The organism is Paracoccus solventivorans, assembly GCF_900142875.1.
Taxonomy (GTDB): Bacteria; Pseudomonadota; Alphaproteobacteria; order Rhodobacterales; family Rhodobacteraceae; genus Paracoccus; species Paracoccus solventivorans.
The window spans coordinates 36,978-53,490 of the sequence record NZ_FRCK01000001.1 but is presented as its reverse complement, the minus strand read 5'-3'; the positions used below and the strand labels follow the sequence as shown (position 1 = coordinate 53,490).

Sequence of the window (16,513 nt, the reverse complement as noted above, 5' to 3'; positions counted from 1 at the left end):
TCTTCATCATGCAAATATCCCGGGGGTGCGGGGGCTGGCCCCCGCTCGGGCGGTGCCGGACCAGACCGGGTATGATGACAGGGGCCGGGCCGCGACGACCCGGCCTCCCGGGTTCACGCCGCCGCCGCCTGCGTCCCGAAGCGGCCGTAGAAGCTGTCGCCCCTGGCGGCCATGTCGCGCAGCAGCGCGGGCGGGGCGAAGCGGTCGCCGTGGTGTGCGGCCAGCGCTTCCGCGATCTCGACCGCGCGTTCGGCGCCCAGCATGTCCAGCCAGCCGAACGGCCCCCCGGTCCAGGGTGCGAAGCCCCAGCCGAGGATAGCGCCCACGTCGCCTTCGCGGATGTCGGTCAGCACGCCCTGTTCCAGCGCCCGCACGGCCTCCAGCGCCTGGGCGAACATCAGCCGGTGCTGCACCTCGGTCAGTTCCGGCTGGTCTGCGGCGCGGGGATAGTCGGCGGCAAGCCCCTCCCACAGCCCCTGTCGCTTGCCGGCGTCGTCATAGGCATAGAACCCCGCCTTGGCCTTGCGCCCCAGCCGGCCGGCCTTTTCCATCGCAAAGATCACCGCGTCCACCGCCTCGTCGGGATAGGCGTCGCCCATCGCTTCGCGGGTGGCGCGGGCGATGCGGGCGCCCAGCTCGATCGAGGTCTCGTCGACCAGCTGCAGCGGTCCCAGCGGCATCCCCATCAGCCGGGCGGCATTCTCGATCAGCACCGGGTTCACCCCTTCGCCGACCATGCGGATGCCTTCGTTGATATAGGGGATGATGCAGCGGTTCGCGTAGAAGAACCGCGCGTCGTTCACCACGATCGGGGTCTTGCGGATCTGGCGCACGAAATCCAGCGCCTTGGCCACCGCGCGCTCGCCGGTCTCGCGCCCGCGGATGATCTCCACCAGCGCCATCTTGTCCACCGGGCTGAAGAAATGGATGCCGATGAACTGATCCGGCCGCGCCGAGGCTTTCGCCAGCTCGCTGATCGGCAGGGTCGAGGTGTTGGTGGCGAAGATCGCATCCGCGGGGATCACCGCCTCGGCTTTCGCGGTGACCTCGGCCTTGACCTTCGGGTCCTCGAACACCGCCTCGACGATCAGGTCGCAGCCGTTCAGCGCGGCGTAATCGGTGGTGGCGGTGATGCGCGACAGGACCTGGGCCTTTTTCTCCTCGGTCAGCTTCTTGCGGCTGATGCCCTTGTCGAGGATGCCCGCGGAATGCGCCTTGCCGCGATCCGCGGCCTCTTGCGTGGAATCGATCAGCACCACCTCGATCCCGGCATTGGCCGCGACATGGGCGATGCCCGCGCCCATCATGCCGGCGCCCAGCACGCCCAGCTTGCGCACCCGCTGGTCGGGGACATCGGGGCGGTTTGCGCCTTTTTCCAGCGCCTCCTTGCTGATGAACAGGCTGCGGATCATGTTCCCGGCCGAGGGGTTCATCAGCACCTGGGTGAACCAGCGCGCCTCGATGCGCAGGGCGGTGTCGAAATCGACCTGTGCGCCCTCGTAGACCGCCGACAGCAGCGCGCGGGCGGCGGGATAGACCCCCATGGTCTTGCCCATGACCATGGCGTTGGCGCCCAGGAAGGTCATGAAGCCGGCCGGGTGCCACGGATCGCCGCCGGGCATCTTGTAGCCCTTGGCGTCCCACGGCTTGACCAGATCGGCGTCTTGGGCCGCCAGCACCCAGTCCCGCGCCGCCGCCACCGGATCGGCCACCACCTCGTCGATGGCGCCCGCGGCCTTGGCCCTGGCCGGGTCGTTCAGCTTGCCTTCCAGCAGCAAGGGCGCCGCTGCCATCGCGCCCAGCTTGCGCGACAGCCGCGTGGTGCCGCCGGCGCCGGGGAAGATGCCGACCATGATCTCGGGCAGGCCGATCTTCGCCTTGGGGTTGTCGGCGGCAAAGATGCGGTGGCAGGCCAGCGGCAGCTCCAGCCCGATCCCCAGCGCGGTGCCGGGCAGGGCGGCGGCGATGGGCTTGCCGCCCTTCAGCGTCTTCGGGTCCATGCCCGCGCGCTCGATCTTGCGCAGCAGGTGGTGCAGGCTCATCACCCCGTCGAACACCGCCTGCGCGCCGCCCTGTTTCATGCCGGCCAGCACGTTGAGGTCCATCCCGGCGGCGAAATCCGGCTTGCCCGAGGTAATGACGATGCCCTTGACCGCATCATCGGCCAGCGCATCGTCGATCAACGCGTCAAGCTCGGCGGCGCCGTCCATCGACAGCACGTTCATCGACTTGCCCGGCACGTCCCAGGTGATGGTCGCGACGCCCTCGGCGTCCTTTTCCATGGTGAAGTCGGTCATCTCTACACCCTTTCGATGATCGTGGCCGCGCCCATGCCCGAGGCGACGCACAGCGTCGCCAGCCCGGTGCTCAGGTCGCGCCGTTCCAGTTCGTCCAGCAGCGTGCCGATGATCATGGCGCCGGTGGCGCCCAGCGGGTGGCCCATGGCGATGGCGCCGCCGTTGACGTTGACGCGCTCGGGCGAGACGTCGAATGCCTGCATGAAGCGCAGCACCACCGAGGCGAAGGCCTCGTTCACCTCGAACAGGTCGATGTCGCCGACGGCCATGCCGGCGTCGCGCAGCACCTTTTCGGTCACCGGCACCGGGCCGGTCAGCATGATGGTCGGGTCGGTGCCGATCTTGGCGGTGGCGCGGATGCGGGCGCGGGGGCGCAGCCCCATCGCCTCGCCCCATTCGCGCGAGCCCAGCAGCACCGCCGCCGCCCCGTCCACGATCCCGGACGAGTTGCCGGCGTGGTGGATATGCTCGATCCGGTCGAGATGCGGGTATTTCAGCATCGCCACCTTGTCGAAGCCCGGCATCACCTCGCCCATGTCCTTGAAGGCGGGCTTGAGCTTGGCCAGGTCGTCGACCGTGGTGCCGGGGCGCATGTGCTCGTCACGGTCCAGGATCACCAGCCCGTTCTGGTCCAGCACCGGGACGATGGATTTCGCGAAACGCCCCTCCTCCCAGGCCTGCGCGGCGCGGCGCTGGGATTCGACGGCCAGCGCATCGGCCTGTTCGCGGGTAAAGCCGTATTCGGTGGCGATGATGTCGGCCGAGATCCCCTGCGGGACGAAATAGGTCTTCATCGCCAGCGCCGGGTCGACGGCGATGGCGGCGCCGTCCGAGCCCATGGCGACGCGGCTCATCATCTCGACCCCGCCGGCCAGATAGGCGCCGCCGGCGCCGGCCTTGACCTGGTTGGCGGCCAGGTTCACCGCCTCCATCCCGCTGGCGCAGAAGCGGTTGATCGACAGGCCCGGGATGCGCTCGTCCAGGTCCGACATCAGCACGGCCGAGCGGGCGAGGCAGCCGCCCTGTTCCTTGACCTGGGTGACGTTGCCCCAGATCACGTCTTCGACCGCGTGGCCATCGAGCCCGTTGCGCTGCTTCATCGCGTTGAGCAGCCGCGCCGACAGCGCCAGCGAGGTGACTTCGTGCAGGCTGCCGTCGCGGCGGCCGCGGCCGCGCGGGGTGCGGGCGGCGTCAAAGATATAGGCGTCGGTCATGGGTCCTCCGATGCGGTAACAATGCGGGGCATGGTGCAGGCGAACCGGGGGCTTCGCGCCCCCGGACCCCCGCGGGATATTTTCATGATGAAGAGGGGGCGGGTTAACCGATTTTCAACCATTCTGCGCCACTCTGGCCGGGCGGTACAGGCGGGGACGCCGATGACCGCTGATGGAGAAGGAAGCTCCGGCCCGCGCCATTGATGCCGATGGCCCGGCGCGGGTCGGGGCCGCGTCCATCCTCATCAACCAAATATCCCCGCCGGAGGCTCCGGCGGTGCCGCCGGCGGGAAGGCTGGCCATCTCAGAACTGCTCGGCCGCAAGCGCCATCACCGGCGCGGCGCCCGAGCGGATGCGGGCCAGATGCGTCGCGGTGATCGGCAGCTGCCGTGCCATGTAATAGCGCCCGGTCGCCAGCTTGGTTTCGTAGAAGCCGCGGTCCTCGGCGCCCGCGTCCAGCGCCGCCTGCGCGGCCACCGCCATGCGGCCCCATATCAGCCCCAGCGCGACATGGCCAAACAGATGCATGAAGTCGTAGGAGCCGGCCAGCGCGTCGTTGGGGTTCTTCATCCCCCGTTCCATGAAGAACATCGCCGCCGCCTGCAGGTCCTTGGACGCGGCCTTGAGCGGCTCGAGGAAATCGGCCTTCAGCGCCTCGTTGCCTTCGTTGTCGCGGATGAAGCCCTTGACCATCTCGAAAAACGCCATGACGTGCTTGCCGCCGTCCTGCGCCAGCTTGCGGCCCACCAGGTCCAGTGCCTGGATGCCGTTCGCGCCTTCGTAGATCATCGGGATGCGGGCGTCGCGGACGAACTGCGACATGCCGGTTTCCTCGATATAGCCGTGGCCGCCGAACACCTGCTGCGCCTGCACCGCGCTGTCGAAGCCCTTGTCGGTCAGGAAGCCCTTGATGACCGGGGTCAGCAGCGACACCAGCCCCTCGGCCGCCGCGTCGCCCTGATGGCCGCGGTCGATCAGGTCGGCGCCCCAGAAGGTCAGCGCCCGCGCCCCTTCCAGGAAGGATTTCTGGTCCATCAGCGCCCTGCGGATGTCGGGGTGGACGATGATCGGGTCAGCCGGACCAGCGGGGTTTTCCGCCCCGGTCACCGCGCGGCCCTGCAGCCGTTCGCGGGCATAGGCGACGGCGTTCTGATAGGCGCCCTCGGCCACGGCATAGCCTTGCAGCCCGACGCCCAGCCGCGCCTCGTTCATCATGGTGAACATGGCGCGCATGCCCTTGTGCAGGTCGCCCAGCAGCCAGCCGCGCGCGCCGTCGTAGTCCATCACGCAGGTGGCGTTGCCGTGGATGCCCATCTTTTCTTCCAGCTTGCCGACGCTGACCGCGTTGCGCGCGCCGAGGCTGCCGTCTTCGTTCACCAGGAATTTGGGCACGATGAACAGGCTGATACCCTTGGTCCCCTCGCCGCCGCCGGGGGCCTTGGCCAGCACCAAGTGGATGACGTTGTCCGCCAGATCGTGGTCGCCGGCCGAGATGAAGATCTTCTGCCCGGTGATCAGATAGCTGCCGTCGTCCTGCGGCTCGGCCTTGGTGCGCAGCAGGCCCAGGTCGGTGCCGCAATGCGGTTCCGTCAGGTTCATGGTGCCGGTCCATTCGCAGCTGACCAGCTTCGGCAGATACATCGCCTTTTGCGCGTCGGTGCCATGGGCGTGGATCGCGGAATAGGCGCCGTGGGTCAGGCCCTGATACATGTTGAAGGCCATGTTGGCGCTGACGAACATCTCTCCCGCCGCCACGTTCAGCACATAGGGCATCCCCTGGCCGCCATAGTCCGGGTCGCAGTCGAGCCCGGTCCAGCCGCCCTCGCGCATCGCGTCAAAGGCGCGGTCGAAGCCGGCGGGGGTGCGAACGGTGCCGTTTTCCAGCACGCAGCCCTCGCGGTCGCCGCTGGCGTTCAGCGGTTCCAGCACTTCCGAGGCAAGCTGGCCGGCGGCGTCCAGCACCGCCTGGGTGAAGGATGTGTCCAGCTCGTCGCGGCCGGGCAGGCCGGAGTCGGAAATCCGCAGCAGGTCGTGCAGCAGGAACTGCATGTCTCGGATCGGGGCGGTATAGGCGGTCATGGATCCTCCTCGGCATTCGTCGGTGGCTGGCCGGGCGCGCCGGACCCAGCGGGTCGTCGCGGCGCCGTGCCCCCCGCGGCCGCCCTGCCGGTGCCGGTCCCGCCGCGGCGGGCGGTCGGGGCCAAGTCCTTGTCCGGCCTGGCGGCGCAGGTGGTTTCCGGCCGCTGTCCACCAATGGATACAGCCCCGCCGGCGTTCCGCCAGCAGGGACGCTGCGTCATCGCCGGGGATGCCGCTGGGTCAGTTCCCCGTGCCGTCCCGGCCGTCGCCGGGGGCGCTGTCGGGGGCGGGGTCCGCGCCGTTGCTGCCGGGCGGCAGCTTGGCCACCAGCGCCACGGTTTCGTCGCGCAGCTTGCGCAAGTCGGCGATGGCGGCGTCGATGTCGTCGCGCTGGGCGGCCAGAACGTCCAGCTGCTTGGTCGCGAACTCGATCCAGACCTCGTATTGGGCGCGGGTGCCGTTCTGCTGGTACATCAGCAGCCACTGGCGGATTTCCTCGAGGCTGAAGCCGAAGCGGCGGCCGCGCATGATCAGCTTCATCCGCGCGACCTCGCGCGGGCTGTACCAGCGGGCGCGGCCCTCGCGCAGGGGGCTCAGCAGCTCGATGTATTCGTAATAGCGCAAGGTCCGGGGGGTGACCCCGAATTGCTCGCACATCTGTTTGAAACTGATGTAGCTTTCGTCTCGCATCCTGCCTGTCCCGGCCACTTGGGAAACCCTAGCGCAGCCCCGCCGCGATCTCAACCGGGGCGCGTGCCGCGAGGGCAGGGTTGCGATGCGCGCCGGCCCGGGGCACTCACGGGGCAGGAAGGCGAAGGATCAGGGACAGGAACCGCGATGGAAATGCAGTCCGGCACCGATGCGCAAGACGCGGAAACGATCGTCCGCCGCTTCATGGAGGTGGTGCCCCATGCCGAAGCGCTGGGGATGGAGGTGGTCGAGGCCACCCCCGGCTGCGTCGAGGTGGCGATGCCCTGGGCGCCCGAGTTCGTCGGCGATCCGCGCACCGGGGTGCTGCATGGCGGCGTGATTTCGGCGCTGATGGACATGAGCTGCGGGCTGTCGGTGCTGTGCCACCCTTCGCGCCCGCCGGTGACCGCGACCATCGACCTGCGGATCGACTATCTGCGCTCGGCCGCGCCGGGGCAGCGGGTGCGGGCGCGGGCGGAATGTTTCCACGTCACCCGCTCGGTCGCCTTCGTGCGGGCGGTGGCGCGCGACGACGGCGACACGCCGGTCGCCACGGCGACGGGCACGTTCACGGTGGGGGTGTGACATGGGGCTGACGCGCGAATCGGTGATCGACGGGCTGCTGGCCAAGGTGCCGTATTTCGGCTGGCTGGGGGTGCAGCTGGACCGCCGCGGAGACGAGCTGACCACCGTGCTGCCCTTTGCCGGCCGGCTGATCGGCAACCCGGCGCTGCCGGCGCTGCACGGCGGCGTCACCGCGGCATTCCTCGAGACCGCGGCGGTGATGGAGCTGGTCTGGACCGCCATGGGCGACGAGGGCGGCGGCGTGCTGCCCGCCGACGGCCCCGAGGTCGAGCTGGGCAAGGGCGAGGCCAGGGCCGCCGGGCCGATGCCGCGGCTGCCCAAGACCATCGATTTCACCATCGACTATCTGCGCTCGGGGCTGGCGCGGGACGCCTATGCCCGCGGCCGGGTGGTGCGGCTGGGGCGGCGCTATGCCAGCGTGCAGGTCGAGGCGTGGCAGGAAAACCGCTCGCGCCTGTTTGCGCAGGCGACGGGGCATTTCCTGATGCCGCAGCCCCGCGGCTAGCCGGGCTGCGGGCGTGACTACCCCTGATGCGCTGACCCATCGCCGGGTGCTGGCGATCGCGCTGCCGATCGTGCTGGCCAATGCCACCGTGCCGATCCTGGGCGCGGTCGATACCGGCGTTGTCGGGCGCCTGGGGCAGGCGGCACCCATCGGCGCGGTGGGGTTGGGGGCGGTGATCCTGACCTCGGTCTACTGGATCTTCGGGTTCCTGCGCATGGGCACCTCGGGGATGGTGGCGCAAAGCCACGGCGCCGGGGACGGCGCGGAAAGCGGTGCGCATCTGATCCGGGCGCTGGCGGTCGCGGGTGCGGCCGGGGCGGCGCTGATCGTGCTGCAATGGCCGCTGATGGCGCTGGCCTTCCGGCTGGCCCCGGCCTCGGCCGAGGTCGAAGCGCTGGCCCGCGCCTATGTCGCGATCCGCATCTGGGGGGCGCCGGCCACCATCGCCATGTATGCGCTGACCGGCTGGATGATCGCCACCGAGCGCACCCGCGCGGTGCTGGCGGTGCAGATGCTGGTCAATCTGGTCAATATCGGGCTGGACCTGCTGTTCGTGCTGGGCTTCGGCTGGGGCGTGCGCGGCGTCGCCGCCGCCACGCTGGCGGCCGAGCTGTCGGGGCTGGCGCTGGCGCTGTATCTGGCGGCCCCGGCACTGCGTGAGGGCGCGCGGGCCGCCGGGATCTGGGCGCGAGCGCAGCTGGGGCGGATGCTGCGGGTCAACAGCGACATCATGCTGCGTTCGGTGCTGCTGCAGGCGGCGATGACGGCGTTCGTGTTCGTCGGCGCGGGCATGGGCGACGTGGCGCTGGCGGCCAATCAGGTGCTGCTGCAGTTCCTGGCGATCACCGCATTCGGCCTGGACGGGCTGGCCTTTGCCGCGGAATCGCTGGTCGGGCAGGCGGTGGGCGCGCGCCGCCCCGAACGGGTGCGCCGCGCCGCGGTGCTGACCTCGGGCTGGGGGCTGGCCGGGGCGCTCGCGCTGAGCCTCGTCTTTGCGCTGGCGGGCGGGCAGCTGGTGTCCTGGCTGACCACCTCGGCCGAGGTGCGGGCGGCGGCGGCGGTCTATCTGCCGTGGCTGGTGCTGGCGCCGCTGCTGGGCGTGGCCAGCTGGATGCTGGACGGCATCTTCATCGGCGCCACGCTGACGCGCGAGATGCGCCGCGCCATGCTGCCGGCGGTGGCGGTCTACGGGCTGGCGGTGCTGCTGCTGGTGCCGCGCTTCGGCAACCACGGGCTGTGGGCGGCGCTGATGGTGCTGTATCTCGGGCGGGCGCTGGCGATGGGTGCGTATTATCCCCGGGTCGAGCAGGCGGCCGGCCCCTCTGCCGCCGCTGTGGCGCCCGGCTGAACCTCCGGCCGCGACACGAAAAAAGCCCCCGGGAACGGGGGCTTTCGTAACGATCCGGGATGTCCGGGCTTGGGTGGGCTCAGATTTCCTCGAGGATCTGGCGGCGGGCCTCGGCGCGGCACTCGGCCATCCGGGCGCGGATCGTGGCCTCGTCGGCCTTGCCGGCCAGATCGGCGCTGATCTTGCGGAACACGTCCTCTTCGCCCGGCTCGTCGAAATCGGACGAAACCACGGTCAGCGCATAGGTCCGCGCCTCGTCCCCGGTCTTGCCCAGCAGCCCGGCCGCCCATTCGCCCAGCAAGCGGTTGCGCCTGGCCTCGGCCTTGAACCGCAGCTCGGCGTCAAGGGCGAACTTGGATTCATGGGCGCGCTCGCGGTCGTCGAAAGTGCTCATCAAAGCCTCCGATTGATGTCGTTTTCGATATTGCAGGCCGGGGACACCCCCCGCAAGCCCCGTTTCCCGCCCGGCGGTTCTGCCGCAGGGGCGGCCTGCAGCCGCCCGCACATCTTCGCGCAGGCGGCCGGCCCGTATTGCCCCTGAGCCCCGAACGGGGCTATGGGTGCGGGGACAATCCGAACCCGCCCAAGGAAAGGCGCGCGATCATGGCCCCCAGACGCAAGAAGATCTACGAAGGCAAGGCCAAGATCCTTTACGAAGGCACCGAGCCGGGCACCCTGATCCAGTATTTCAAGGACGACGCCACCGCCTTCAACGCCCAGAAAAAGGCGGTGATCGAGGGCAAGGGGGTGCTGAACAACCGCCTGTCGGAATATTTCATGCAAGGTTTGGGCAATATCGGCGTCCCCACCCATTTCATCCGCCGCATCAACATGCGCGAGCAGCTGATCCGCCAGGTCGAGATCATCCCGCTGGAAGTGATCGTGCGCAATTTTGCCGCCGGCAGCATCGCCAAGCGGCTGGGCATGGAAGAGGGCACCCAGCTGCCCCGGCCCATCGTCGAATACAGCTTCAAGAACGACGAGCTCGGCGACCCGATGGTGTCCGAGGAATATGTGATCGCCTTTGGCTGGGCCAGCCAGCAGGATCTGGACGACATCGTGTCGCTCGCGCTGCGGGTGAACGACTTCCTGTCGGGGGTGTTCTACGGCGTCGGCATCAAGCTGATCGACTTCAAGATCGAGATCGGCCGGATCTGGGACGGCGAGTTCATGCGGCTGGTCGTTGCCGATGAAATCAGCCCCGACAGCTGCCGGCTGTGGGACATCAAGACCGGGCAGAAGCTGGACAAGGACGTGTTCCGCCGCGACCTGGGCAACCTGACCGACGCCTATTCCGAGGTCGCGCGCCGTCTGGGCGTGCTGCCCGCCGCCGTGCCCGTGAAACCCACGCTCATCAACTGAACCACCAGAAGGACGCGCCCCGAATGAAAGCCCGCGTGACGATCATGCTGAAGAACGGCGTCCTGGACCCGCAGGGCGAGGCGATCCGCCATGCGCTGGGCACGCTGGGGTTCCAGGGTGTCGAGGGCGTGCGCCAGGGCAAGGTGATCGAGCTGGACCTGGCCGCCACCGACGCGGCAGCGGCCGAGGCCGAGGTCGGGCGCATGTGCGAGCAGCTGCTGGCCAACACCGTCATCGAAAGCTGGCGGGTCGAGATTCTGTAAGCGCGCGCTAGCGGCGGTCCCGCCGGCGCCGCCGCACCGGGGGTTTCACACCCCCGGACCCCCGTGGGATATTTGGGACCGCCCGAAACTGCGCAAGGTGCCCCACGATGATCGAGCGGCTGCAGATGTTCATGGTGCTGGCGCGCGAGCAGCATTTCGGCCGCGCGGCCGAGGCTCTGGGGATCACCCAGCCGTCGCTGTCCTCGGCGCTGCGCACGCTTGAGGAGCATCTGGGCGTGCAGCTGGTGCGGCGGGGCTCGCGGTTTCACGGGCTGACGCCTGAGGGCGAGCGGGTGCTGGAATGGGCGCGCCGCATCGTCGGCGACGTGCGCACCATGCAGGCCGAGCTGCGTGCCACCCGCAGCGGCGTGTCGGGGCGGCTGCGGCTGGGGGTGATCCCGACCGCGATGCCGCGTATCGCCGAGCTGACGGCGCCGTTCCTGGCCCGCCATCCGGCGGCCGAGATCACCATCCTGTCGCGCTCGTCCGACGAGATCCGCGACCAGATCGCCGCGTTGGAGCTGGATGCGGGCGTCACCTATCTGGACGGCGAATCGCTGGGGCGGCTGCGCACGGTGCCGCTGTTCGTGGAAACCCTGTGCCTGGTCGACCGCAGCTCGCAATCCGGGCCGGTGTCCTGGGCCGAGGCGGCGACGCGGCCCTTGTGCCTGCTGACCCCGGACATGCAGAACCGCCGCATCGTCTCGGCCCGGCTGGCGCAGGCGGATGCGCTGGTCGCGCCCAAGGTGGAATCCAATTCCATGCTGGCGATCCTGTCCCATGTCGCCACCGGCGGCTGGGCGGCGATCCTGCCGCAGGCGCTGGCCGACGGGCTGCCGCTGCCCTCGGGGGTCAGGGCGCGGCCCTTGACCGGGGGCGAACACATGGTCGGGCTGGCGCTGGCCAGCCGAGAGCCGTTGCCGCCGGTGCTGGAAGCACTGGTCCAGATCGCCGAGCAGCTGCGGGCGCGATAGGCGCTGCCTATCGTAACACGGGTCTTCAAGATTGATCTGCCTATCATGGCGGGCGTAACCTTGCGGTCGCCCGCCGTCTAAGCCAGCCGACTTGAGGAGCCTTATGCAGCCGACCTCCAACATCAACCGCCCGCCGAACACGCCGCCGATTGCCGCGCTTGCAGGCGAGCCCCTCGAGCGGTTGCAGGCGATCATCACCCGCCATCTGGGCGACGAAGGCCCGCTGCTGCCGATCCTGCATGACGTGCAGGCCGAATGGGGCATGATCCCCGAAGCCGCGCAGCCGGTGATCGCCGAGGCGCTGGGGATGAGCCGGGCTGAGATCCACGGCGTGGTCAGCTTCTACCACGATTTCCGGCAGGAACCGGCCGGCCGCCATGTGCTGCGGCTGTGCCGCGCCGAGGCCTGCCAGTCGGTCGGCGCCGATGCGCTGGCGGAACAGGTCCGGGCCGCGCTGGGGCTCGACTGGCACGAGACCACCCCGGACGGACGGCTGACGCTGGAGCCGGTGTTCTGCCTTGGCCTTTGCGCCTGTGGCCCCTCGGCGCAGCTGGACGACCGGCTGGTCGGACGCGCCACCACCGAAAAGCTGGTGGCACTGGCCGGGGGGGTGCGCTGATGCGGATCTGGGTTCCCGTTGATGCCGCCGCCCGCGCGCTGGGCGCGGACGAGGTGGCGGCCGCCGTGCGCGCCTGCGGCCAGCAGCCGATCCGCAACGGCTCGCGCGGCATGGTCTGGCTTGAGCCGCTGCTGGAAATCGAGATCGACGGCATCCGCCACGGCTTCGGCCCGGTCGAACCCGACGAGGTGGCGGCGATCCTGGCCGACCCGCGCGGCCACGCCAAGGCGCTGGGGCCGGTCGAGGAACTGCCCTGGATGCGCGCGCAGACCCGGCTGACCTTCGCCCGCGTCGGCGTGACCGACCCGCTGTCGCTGGAGGATTACAAGGCCCATGGCGGGCTCGAAGGGCTGAAAGCCGCCATCGCCGCTCCCGCGCGCATCATCCCCGAGGTCACCGATTCCGGCCTGCGCGGCCGCGGTGGCGCCGGGTTCCCCACCGGGATCAAATGGGCCACCGTCGCCAAGGCCGAGGCCGCGCAGAAATACATCGTCTGCAACGCCGACGAGGGCGACAGCGGCACCTTCGCCGACCGGATGCTGATGGAGGGCGACCCCTTCACCCTGATCGAGGGCATGGCGATTGCCGGCATCGCCGTCGGCGCCACCCGCGGCTATGTCTATATCCGCAGCGAATACCCCGACGCGATCCGCGCCATGCGCGCCGCCATCGACATCGCCCGCGTCGCCGGGGTGCTGGGCGCGTCCGTGCTGGGCTCGGACCACCGCTTCGACATGGAGGTCCGCGTCGGCGCCGGCGCCTATGTCTGCGGCGAGGAAACCAGCCTGCTCAACAGCCTCGAGGGCAAGCGCGGCGTGGTCCGCGCCAAGCCGCCGATCCCGGCGTTGCAGGGGCTGTTCGGCCAGCCGACGGTGGTGAACAACGTCATCTCGCTGGCCACGGTGCCGTGGATCATGGCCAACGGCGCGGCGGCCTATGCGGCGCATGGCATCGGGCGCTCGCGCGGGACCATGCCGCTGCAGATTGCGGGGAACGTGAAATACGGCGGGCTATGCGAGATCGCCTTTGGCCGCTCGCTGGGCGAGATCGTGGAACAGATCGGCGGCGGCACCGCCAGTGGCCGGCCCGTCAAGGCGGTGCAGGTCGGCGGCCCGCTGGGCGCCTATTTCCCGCCGGCGCTGTTCGACACCCCCTTTGGCTACGAAGAGTTCGCCGGCAAGGACGGGCTGGTCGGCCATGCCGGCATCGTGGTGTTCGACGACACCGCCGACATGATGGCGCTGGCTCGTTTCGCGATGGAGTTCTGCGCCGTCGAATCCTGTGGCAAATGCACGCCCTGCCGCGTGGGCTCGGTCCGGGGCGTCGAGACCATCGACCGCATCGCGTCGGGCGACCCGGCGGCGATGCCGCTGCTTGCCGATCTGTGCAACACCATGAAATGGGGCAGCCTGTGCGCGCTGGGGGGCTTCGTGCCCTATCCGGTGATGTCGGCGCTGACGCATTTCCCTGACGATTTCACCGGCCGCGCGCGTCGGGTGGAGGCTGCAGAATGAAGGATTTCATCATCCCCGACCTGCGGGACCTGGGCACCCCTGCCGTGCGCTCGGACGTGACGGTCACGCTGAGCGTGGACGGCGTCCCGGTCAGCGTGCCCGCGGGCACCAGCGTGATGCGGGCGGCGGCGCTGGCCGGCGTCACCGTGCCCAAGCTTTGCGCCACCGACAGTCTTGAGGCCTTTGGGTCGTGCCGGCTGTGCGTCGTCGCCATCGAGGGGATGCGCGGCACGCCCGCATCCTGCACCACCCCGGTGGCCGAGGGCATGGTCGTCCACACCCAGACCGAGGAGATCGCCCAAATCCGCCGCGGGGTGATGGAGCTTTACCTGAGCGACCATCCGCAGGACCTGCTGGGCAGCCCGATCACCGGCAATTCGGAAATGCAGGACATGATCGGGGCGGTGGGGCTGCGCGAAATGCGCTATGCCCCCGGCAAGAACCACGTGCAGCCGTGGAACGACGGCATGCCGAACCCGGAATACCGGGCGCCGGACGACTCGAACCCCTATTTCACCTTTGACCCGTCGCTGTGCATCGTCTGTTCGCGCTGCGTGCGCGCCTGCGAAGAGGTGCAGGGCACCTTCGCCCTGACCATCGAGGGCCGCGGCTTCGACAGCCGGGTCAGCGCCGGGATGGCGTCGGATGATTTCCTGTCGTCGGATTGCGTCAGCTGCGGCGCCTGCGTGCAGGTCTGCCCGACCGGGTCGCTGGTGGAAAACTCGGTGATCCAGATCGGCACCCCCGACCGCATCGTGAAAACCACCTGCGCCTATTGCGGGGTCGGGTGCAGTTTCGACGCGCATATGCGCGGGGAAACCGTGGTCAAGATGGTGCCCAGCAAGGACGGCAAGGCCAACCACGGCCACAGCTGCGTCAAGGGCCGCTTTGCCTGGGGCTATGCGACCCACGCCGAACGCATGCTGCACCCGATGGTGCGCGAGCATCATACCGACCCGTGGCGCGAAGTGTCCTGGGACGAGGCGCTGGATTTCGCCGCCGAGCGGCTGCGGCGCGCGCAGGCCGAACACGGGCGCGATTCGATCGGCGTCATCACCTCGTCCCGCTGCACCAACGAGGAAACCTATCTGGTCCAGAAACTGGCCCGGGCGGTGTTTGGCAACAACAACACCGATACCTGCGCGCGGGTCTGCCATTCGCCCACCGGCTACGGGCTGAAGACCACCTTCGGCACCTCGGCCGGCACCCACGACTTCGATTCGGTCGAGGATACCGACCTGGCGCTGGTGATCGGGGCGAACCCGACCGACGCGCATCCGGTGTTCGGCTCGCGGCTGCGCAAGCGGCTGCGGCAGGGGGCGGGGCTGATCGTGATCGACCCGCGCCGCATCGACCTGCTGGACACGGTGCATGGCGGCGAGGGGCTGCACCTGTCCCTGATGCCCGGCACCAACGTCGCGGTGCTGACCGCGATGGCGCATGTGATCGTGGCCGAGGGGTTGCAGGACGACGCCTTCATCCGCGAGCGCTGCGACTGGGACGAGTTCCTGGCCTATCGCGAGTTCTTGCTGGACCCCCGCCACGCGCCGGAATCGGTGCAGGCGCAAAGCCGCGTTCCCGCCGAGCTGATCCGGCAGGCGGCGCGCGCCTATGCCGCCGCGCCCCGCGCCAGCATCTATTACGGGCTGGGGGTGACCGAACATTCGCAGGGCTCGACCACGGTGATGGCGATTGCCAACCTGGCGATGCTGACCGGAAATATCGGCAAGCCCGGCACCGGGGTGAACCCGCTGCGCGGCCAGAACAACGTGCAGGGCTCGTGCGACATGGGCTCGTTCCCGCATGAATACCCCGGCTATCGCCATGTCTCTGACCCCGAGACAAGGGCGATCTATGAACGCGTCTGGGGAGTGGAGCTGTCCGAGGAACCGGGCCTGCGCATCAACAACATGTTCGACGAGGCGACCGCCGGCCGCTTCAAGGGCCTGTATTGCCAGGGCGAGGATGTGCTGCAATCCGACCCCAACACCAGCCATGTGCAGCAGGCGCTGGCCAGCCTCGACATCCTGATCGTTCACGACATCTTCCTGAACGAGACGGCGAACTATGCGCATGTGTTCCTGCCCGGCTCGACCTTCCTGGAAAAGAACGGCACCTTCACCAACGCGGAACGGCGCATCAACATGGTCCGCCGCGCCATGGCGCCGCGCAACGGCTATGAGGATTGGGAAATCACCCAGATGCTGGCCAACCGGCTAGGCGGCGGCTGGGATTATGCCCACCCCTCGGACATCATGGACGAGATCGCGCTGACCACTCCCAGCTTTGCCGGGGTCAGCTTCGATCTGCTGGACCGCGAGGGCTCGGTGCAGTGGCCCTGCAACGCGGCGGCGCCGCTGGGCACGCCTGTGATGCATATCGACGGCTTCGTGCGCGGCAAGGGAAGGTTCATCAACACCGAATATGTCGCGACCGATGAACGCAGCGGCCCGCGCTTTCCGCTGCTGCTGACCACCGGGCGCACGCTGACCCAGTACAACGTCGGCGCGCAGACGCGGCGGACCGACAACACCGTCTGGCACCCCGAGGATGTGCTGGAGATCCACCCCCATGACGCCGAGAACCGCGGCATCCGCCAGGGCGATCTGGTGCGGCTGGCCAGCCGGGCCGGGGAAACCACCCTGCGCGCCGAGGTGACGGAACGGATGGCGCCGGGGGTGGTGTTCACCACCTTCCACCACCCCGGCACCCAGGCCAACGTGGTGACCACCGACAGTTCCGACTGGGCCACCAACTGCCCCGAGTTCAAGGTGACGGCGGTGCAGGTCAGCCCCTCGAACGGGCCGAGCGAGTGGCAGGAGAGCTATGCCCGCCACGCCGAGCTGTCGCGGCGCATCCTGCCGGCGGCGGAATGACCGGCGCAGGCGCAACCGCGCGCCGCGACGCCGTGAAAGACAACGATCCGTCCCCTTGCGGGGGCGGCAGGGCTTCGGATGCGTTCCCGCCGGGTGAGGCAACGCCGTCCCCGGACGGCAGGGCGGGTGCAACCGAAGGCGCAGGGCCAGGCGGGGTGGTTTCCCGCGCGGCCGGTCCGGCAGTGC

The 16,513-nt window shown here is 69.3% G+C and carries 14 protein-coding genes; 9 read left to right on the top strand and 5 right to left on the bottom strand.

From position 1 onward, the window contains the following. Positions 1 to 113: 113 nt before the first annotated feature. The 4 genes from BUB57_RS00255 to BUB57_RS00240 all read right to left on the bottom strand — a co-directional run bounded on the left by BUB57_RS00255 (position 114) and on the right by BUB57_RS00240 (position 6,281). Positions 114 to 2,297, bottom strand: coding sequence for a 3-hydroxyacyl-CoA dehydrogenase NAD-binding domain-containing protein (locus BUB57_RS00255; RefSeq protein ID WP_073060183.1), 2,184 nt, complete (start codon positions 2,295 to 2,297; stop codon positions 114 to 116). Between the two features lie 2 nt (positions 2,298 to 2,299). Next, positions 2,300 to 3,511, bottom strand: coding sequence for an acetyl-CoA C-acetyltransferase (locus BUB57_RS00250; protein ID WP_073060180.1), 1,212 nt, complete (start codon positions 3,509 to 3,511; stop codon positions 2,300 to 2,302). Positions 3,512 to 3,815: 304 nt separating this feature from the next. Beyond that, the gene (locus BUB57_RS00245) at positions 3,816 to 5,591 is read right to left on the bottom strand and encodes an acyl-CoA dehydrogenase C-terminal domain-containing protein (RefSeq protein ID WP_073060177.1); all 1,776 of its coding nucleotides are present in this window, start codon (positions 5,589 to 5,591) and stop codon (positions 3,816 to 3,818) included. 240 nt (positions 5,592 to 5,831) lie between these two features. After that, positions 5,832 to 6,281 (bottom strand): MerR family transcriptional regulator, encoded by a 450-nt coding sequence (locus tag BUB57_RS00240; RefSeq protein WP_084731883.1) that lies wholly within the window; start codon positions 6,279 to 6,281, stop codon positions 5,832 to 5,834. A 147-nt stretch (positions 6,282 to 6,428) separates the two neighbouring features. Here BUB57_RS00240 and BUB57_RS00235 point away from each other — a divergent pair, with 147 nt between their 5' ends. Genes BUB57_RS00235 through BUB57_RS00225 form a run of 3 tightly spaced genes read left to right on the top strand, consistent with a single transcriptional unit; the run spans position 6,429 to position 8,719 of the window. After that, positions 6,429 to 6,866: a PaaI family thioesterase gene (locus tag BUB57_RS00235; protein WP_084731882.1), complete on the top strand. Its 438-nt coding sequence runs from the start codon at positions 6,429 to 6,431 to the stop codon at positions 6,864 to 6,866. Position 6,867: 1 nt separating this feature from the next. Next, positions 6,868 to 7,371, top strand: coding sequence for a PaaI family thioesterase (locus BUB57_RS00230; protein ID WP_073060174.1), 504 nt, complete (start codon positions 6,868 to 6,870; stop codon positions 7,369 to 7,371). 13 nt (positions 7,372 to 7,384) lie between these two features. Then, the gene (locus tag BUB57_RS00225; RefSeq protein ID WP_073060154.1) at positions 7,385 to 8,719 is read left to right on the top strand and encodes an MATE family efflux transporter; all 1,335 of its coding nucleotides are present in this window, start codon (positions 7,385 to 7,387) and stop codon (positions 8,717 to 8,719) included. A 79-nt stretch (positions 8,720 to 8,798) separates the two neighbouring features. On the opposite strand, the gene BUB57_RS00220 is transcribed toward BUB57_RS00225, so the two are convergent. Then, entirely contained in the window at positions 8,799 to 9,113 is a 315-nt protein-coding gene (locus tag BUB57_RS00220) for a DUF1476 domain-containing protein (protein ID WP_073060152.1), read from the bottom strand. Positions 9,114 to 9,322: 209 nt separating this feature from the next. Between BUB57_RS00220 and purC the strand changes: the two genes are divergently transcribed. The 6 genes from purC to fdhF all read left to right on the top strand — a co-directional run bounded on the left by purC (position 9,323) and on the right by fdhF (position 16,327). Beyond that, positions 9,323 to 10,081: a phosphoribosylaminoimidazolesuccinocarboxamide synthase gene (purC, locus tag BUB57_RS00215; RefSeq protein WP_073060149.1), complete on the top strand. Its 759-nt coding sequence runs from the start codon at positions 9,323 to 9,325 to the stop codon at positions 10,079 to 10,081. Between the two features lie 23 nt (positions 10,082 to 10,104). Then, positions 10,105 to 10,344: a phosphoribosylformylglycinamidine synthase subunit PurS gene (gene purS / locus BUB57_RS00210; protein WP_073060146.1), complete on the top strand. Its 240-nt coding sequence runs from the start codon at positions 10,105 to 10,107 to the stop codon at positions 10,342 to 10,344. Positions 10,345 to 10,451: 107 nt separating this feature from the next. Then, positions 10,452 to 11,318: a LysR family transcriptional regulator gene (locus tag BUB57_RS00205; protein ID WP_073060144.1), complete on the top strand. Its 867-nt coding sequence runs from the start codon at positions 10,452 to 10,454 to the stop codon at positions 11,316 to 11,318. Between the two features lie 103 nt (positions 11,319 to 11,421). Continuing rightward, entirely contained in the window at positions 11,422 to 11,937 is a 516-nt protein-coding gene (locus BUB57_RS00200; RefSeq protein ID WP_084731881.1) for a formate dehydrogenase subunit gamma, read from the top strand. Then, a complete protein-coding gene (locus BUB57_RS00195; protein ID WP_073060141.1) occupies positions 11,937 to 13,451 on the top strand; it encodes an NADH-ubiquinone oxidoreductase-F iron-sulfur binding region domain-containing protein in 1,515 nt (504 codons plus the stop codon). The genes BUB57_RS00200 and BUB57_RS00195 overlap by 1 nt, the downstream gene beginning before the upstream one ends. Next, the gene (gene fdhF / locus BUB57_RS00190; RefSeq protein ID WP_073060138.1) at positions 13,448 to 16,327 is read left to right on the top strand and encodes a formate dehydrogenase subunit alpha; all 2,880 of its coding nucleotides are present in this window, start codon (positions 13,448 to 13,450) and stop codon (positions 16,325 to 16,327) included. The genes BUB57_RS00195 and fdhF overlap by 4 nt, the downstream gene beginning before the upstream one ends. The last annotated feature ends 186 nt before the right edge of the window (positions 16,328 to 16,513 follow it).

What these genes read in the sequence shown, in the direction of transcription:
- BUB57_RS00255 (WP_073060183.1), bottom strand. Translation starts at nt 2,297, where the DNA reads ATGACCGACTTCACCATGGAAAAGGACGCCGAGGGCGTCGCGACCATC.
- BUB57_RS00250 (WP_073060180.1), bottom strand. Translation starts at nt 3,511, where the DNA reads ATGACCGACGCCTATATCTTTGACGCCGCCCGCACCCCGCGCGGCCGC.
- BUB57_RS00245 (WP_073060177.1), bottom strand. Translation starts at nt 5,591, where the DNA reads ATGACCGCCTATACCGCCCCGATCCGAGACATGCAGTTCCTGCTGCAC.
- BUB57_RS00240 (WP_084731883.1), bottom strand. Translation starts at nt 6,281, where the DNA reads ATGCGAGACGAAAGCTACATCAGTTTCAAACAGATGTGCGAGCAATTC.
- BUB57_RS00235 (WP_084731882.1), top strand. Translation starts at nt 6,429, where the DNA reads ATGGAAATGCAGTCCGGCACCGATGCGCAAGACGCGGAAACGATCGTC.
- BUB57_RS00230 (WP_073060174.1), top strand. Translation starts at nt 6,868, where the DNA reads ATGGGGCTGACGCGCGAATCGGTGATCGACGGGCTGCTGGCCAAGGTG.
- BUB57_RS00220 (WP_073060152.1), bottom strand. Translation starts at nt 9,113, where the DNA reads ATGAGCACTTTCGACGACCGCGAGCGCGCCCATGAATCCAAGTTCGCC.
- purC (WP_073060149.1), top strand. Translation starts at nt 9,323, where the DNA reads ATGGCCCCCAGACGCAAGAAGATCTACGAAGGCAAGGCCAAGATCCTT.
- purS (WP_073060146.1), top strand. Translation starts at nt 10,105, where the DNA reads ATGAAAGCCCGCGTGACGATCATGCTGAAGAACGGCGTCCTGGACCCG.
- BUB57_RS00205 (WP_073060144.1), top strand. Translation starts at nt 10,452, where the DNA reads ATGATCGAGCGGCTGCAGATGTTCATGGTGCTGGCGCGCGAGCAGCAT.
- BUB57_RS00200 (WP_084731881.1), top strand. Translation starts at nt 11,422, where the DNA reads ATGCAGCCGACCTCCAACATCAACCGCCCGCCGAACACGCCGCCGATT.
- BUB57_RS00195 (WP_073060141.1), top strand. Translation starts at nt 11,937, where the DNA reads ATGCGGATCTGGGTTCCCGTTGATGCCGCCGCCCGCGCGCTGGGCGCG.
- fdhF (WP_073060138.1), top strand. Translation starts at nt 13,448, where the DNA reads ATGAAGGATTTCATCATCCCCGACCTGCGGGACCTGGGCACCCCTGCC.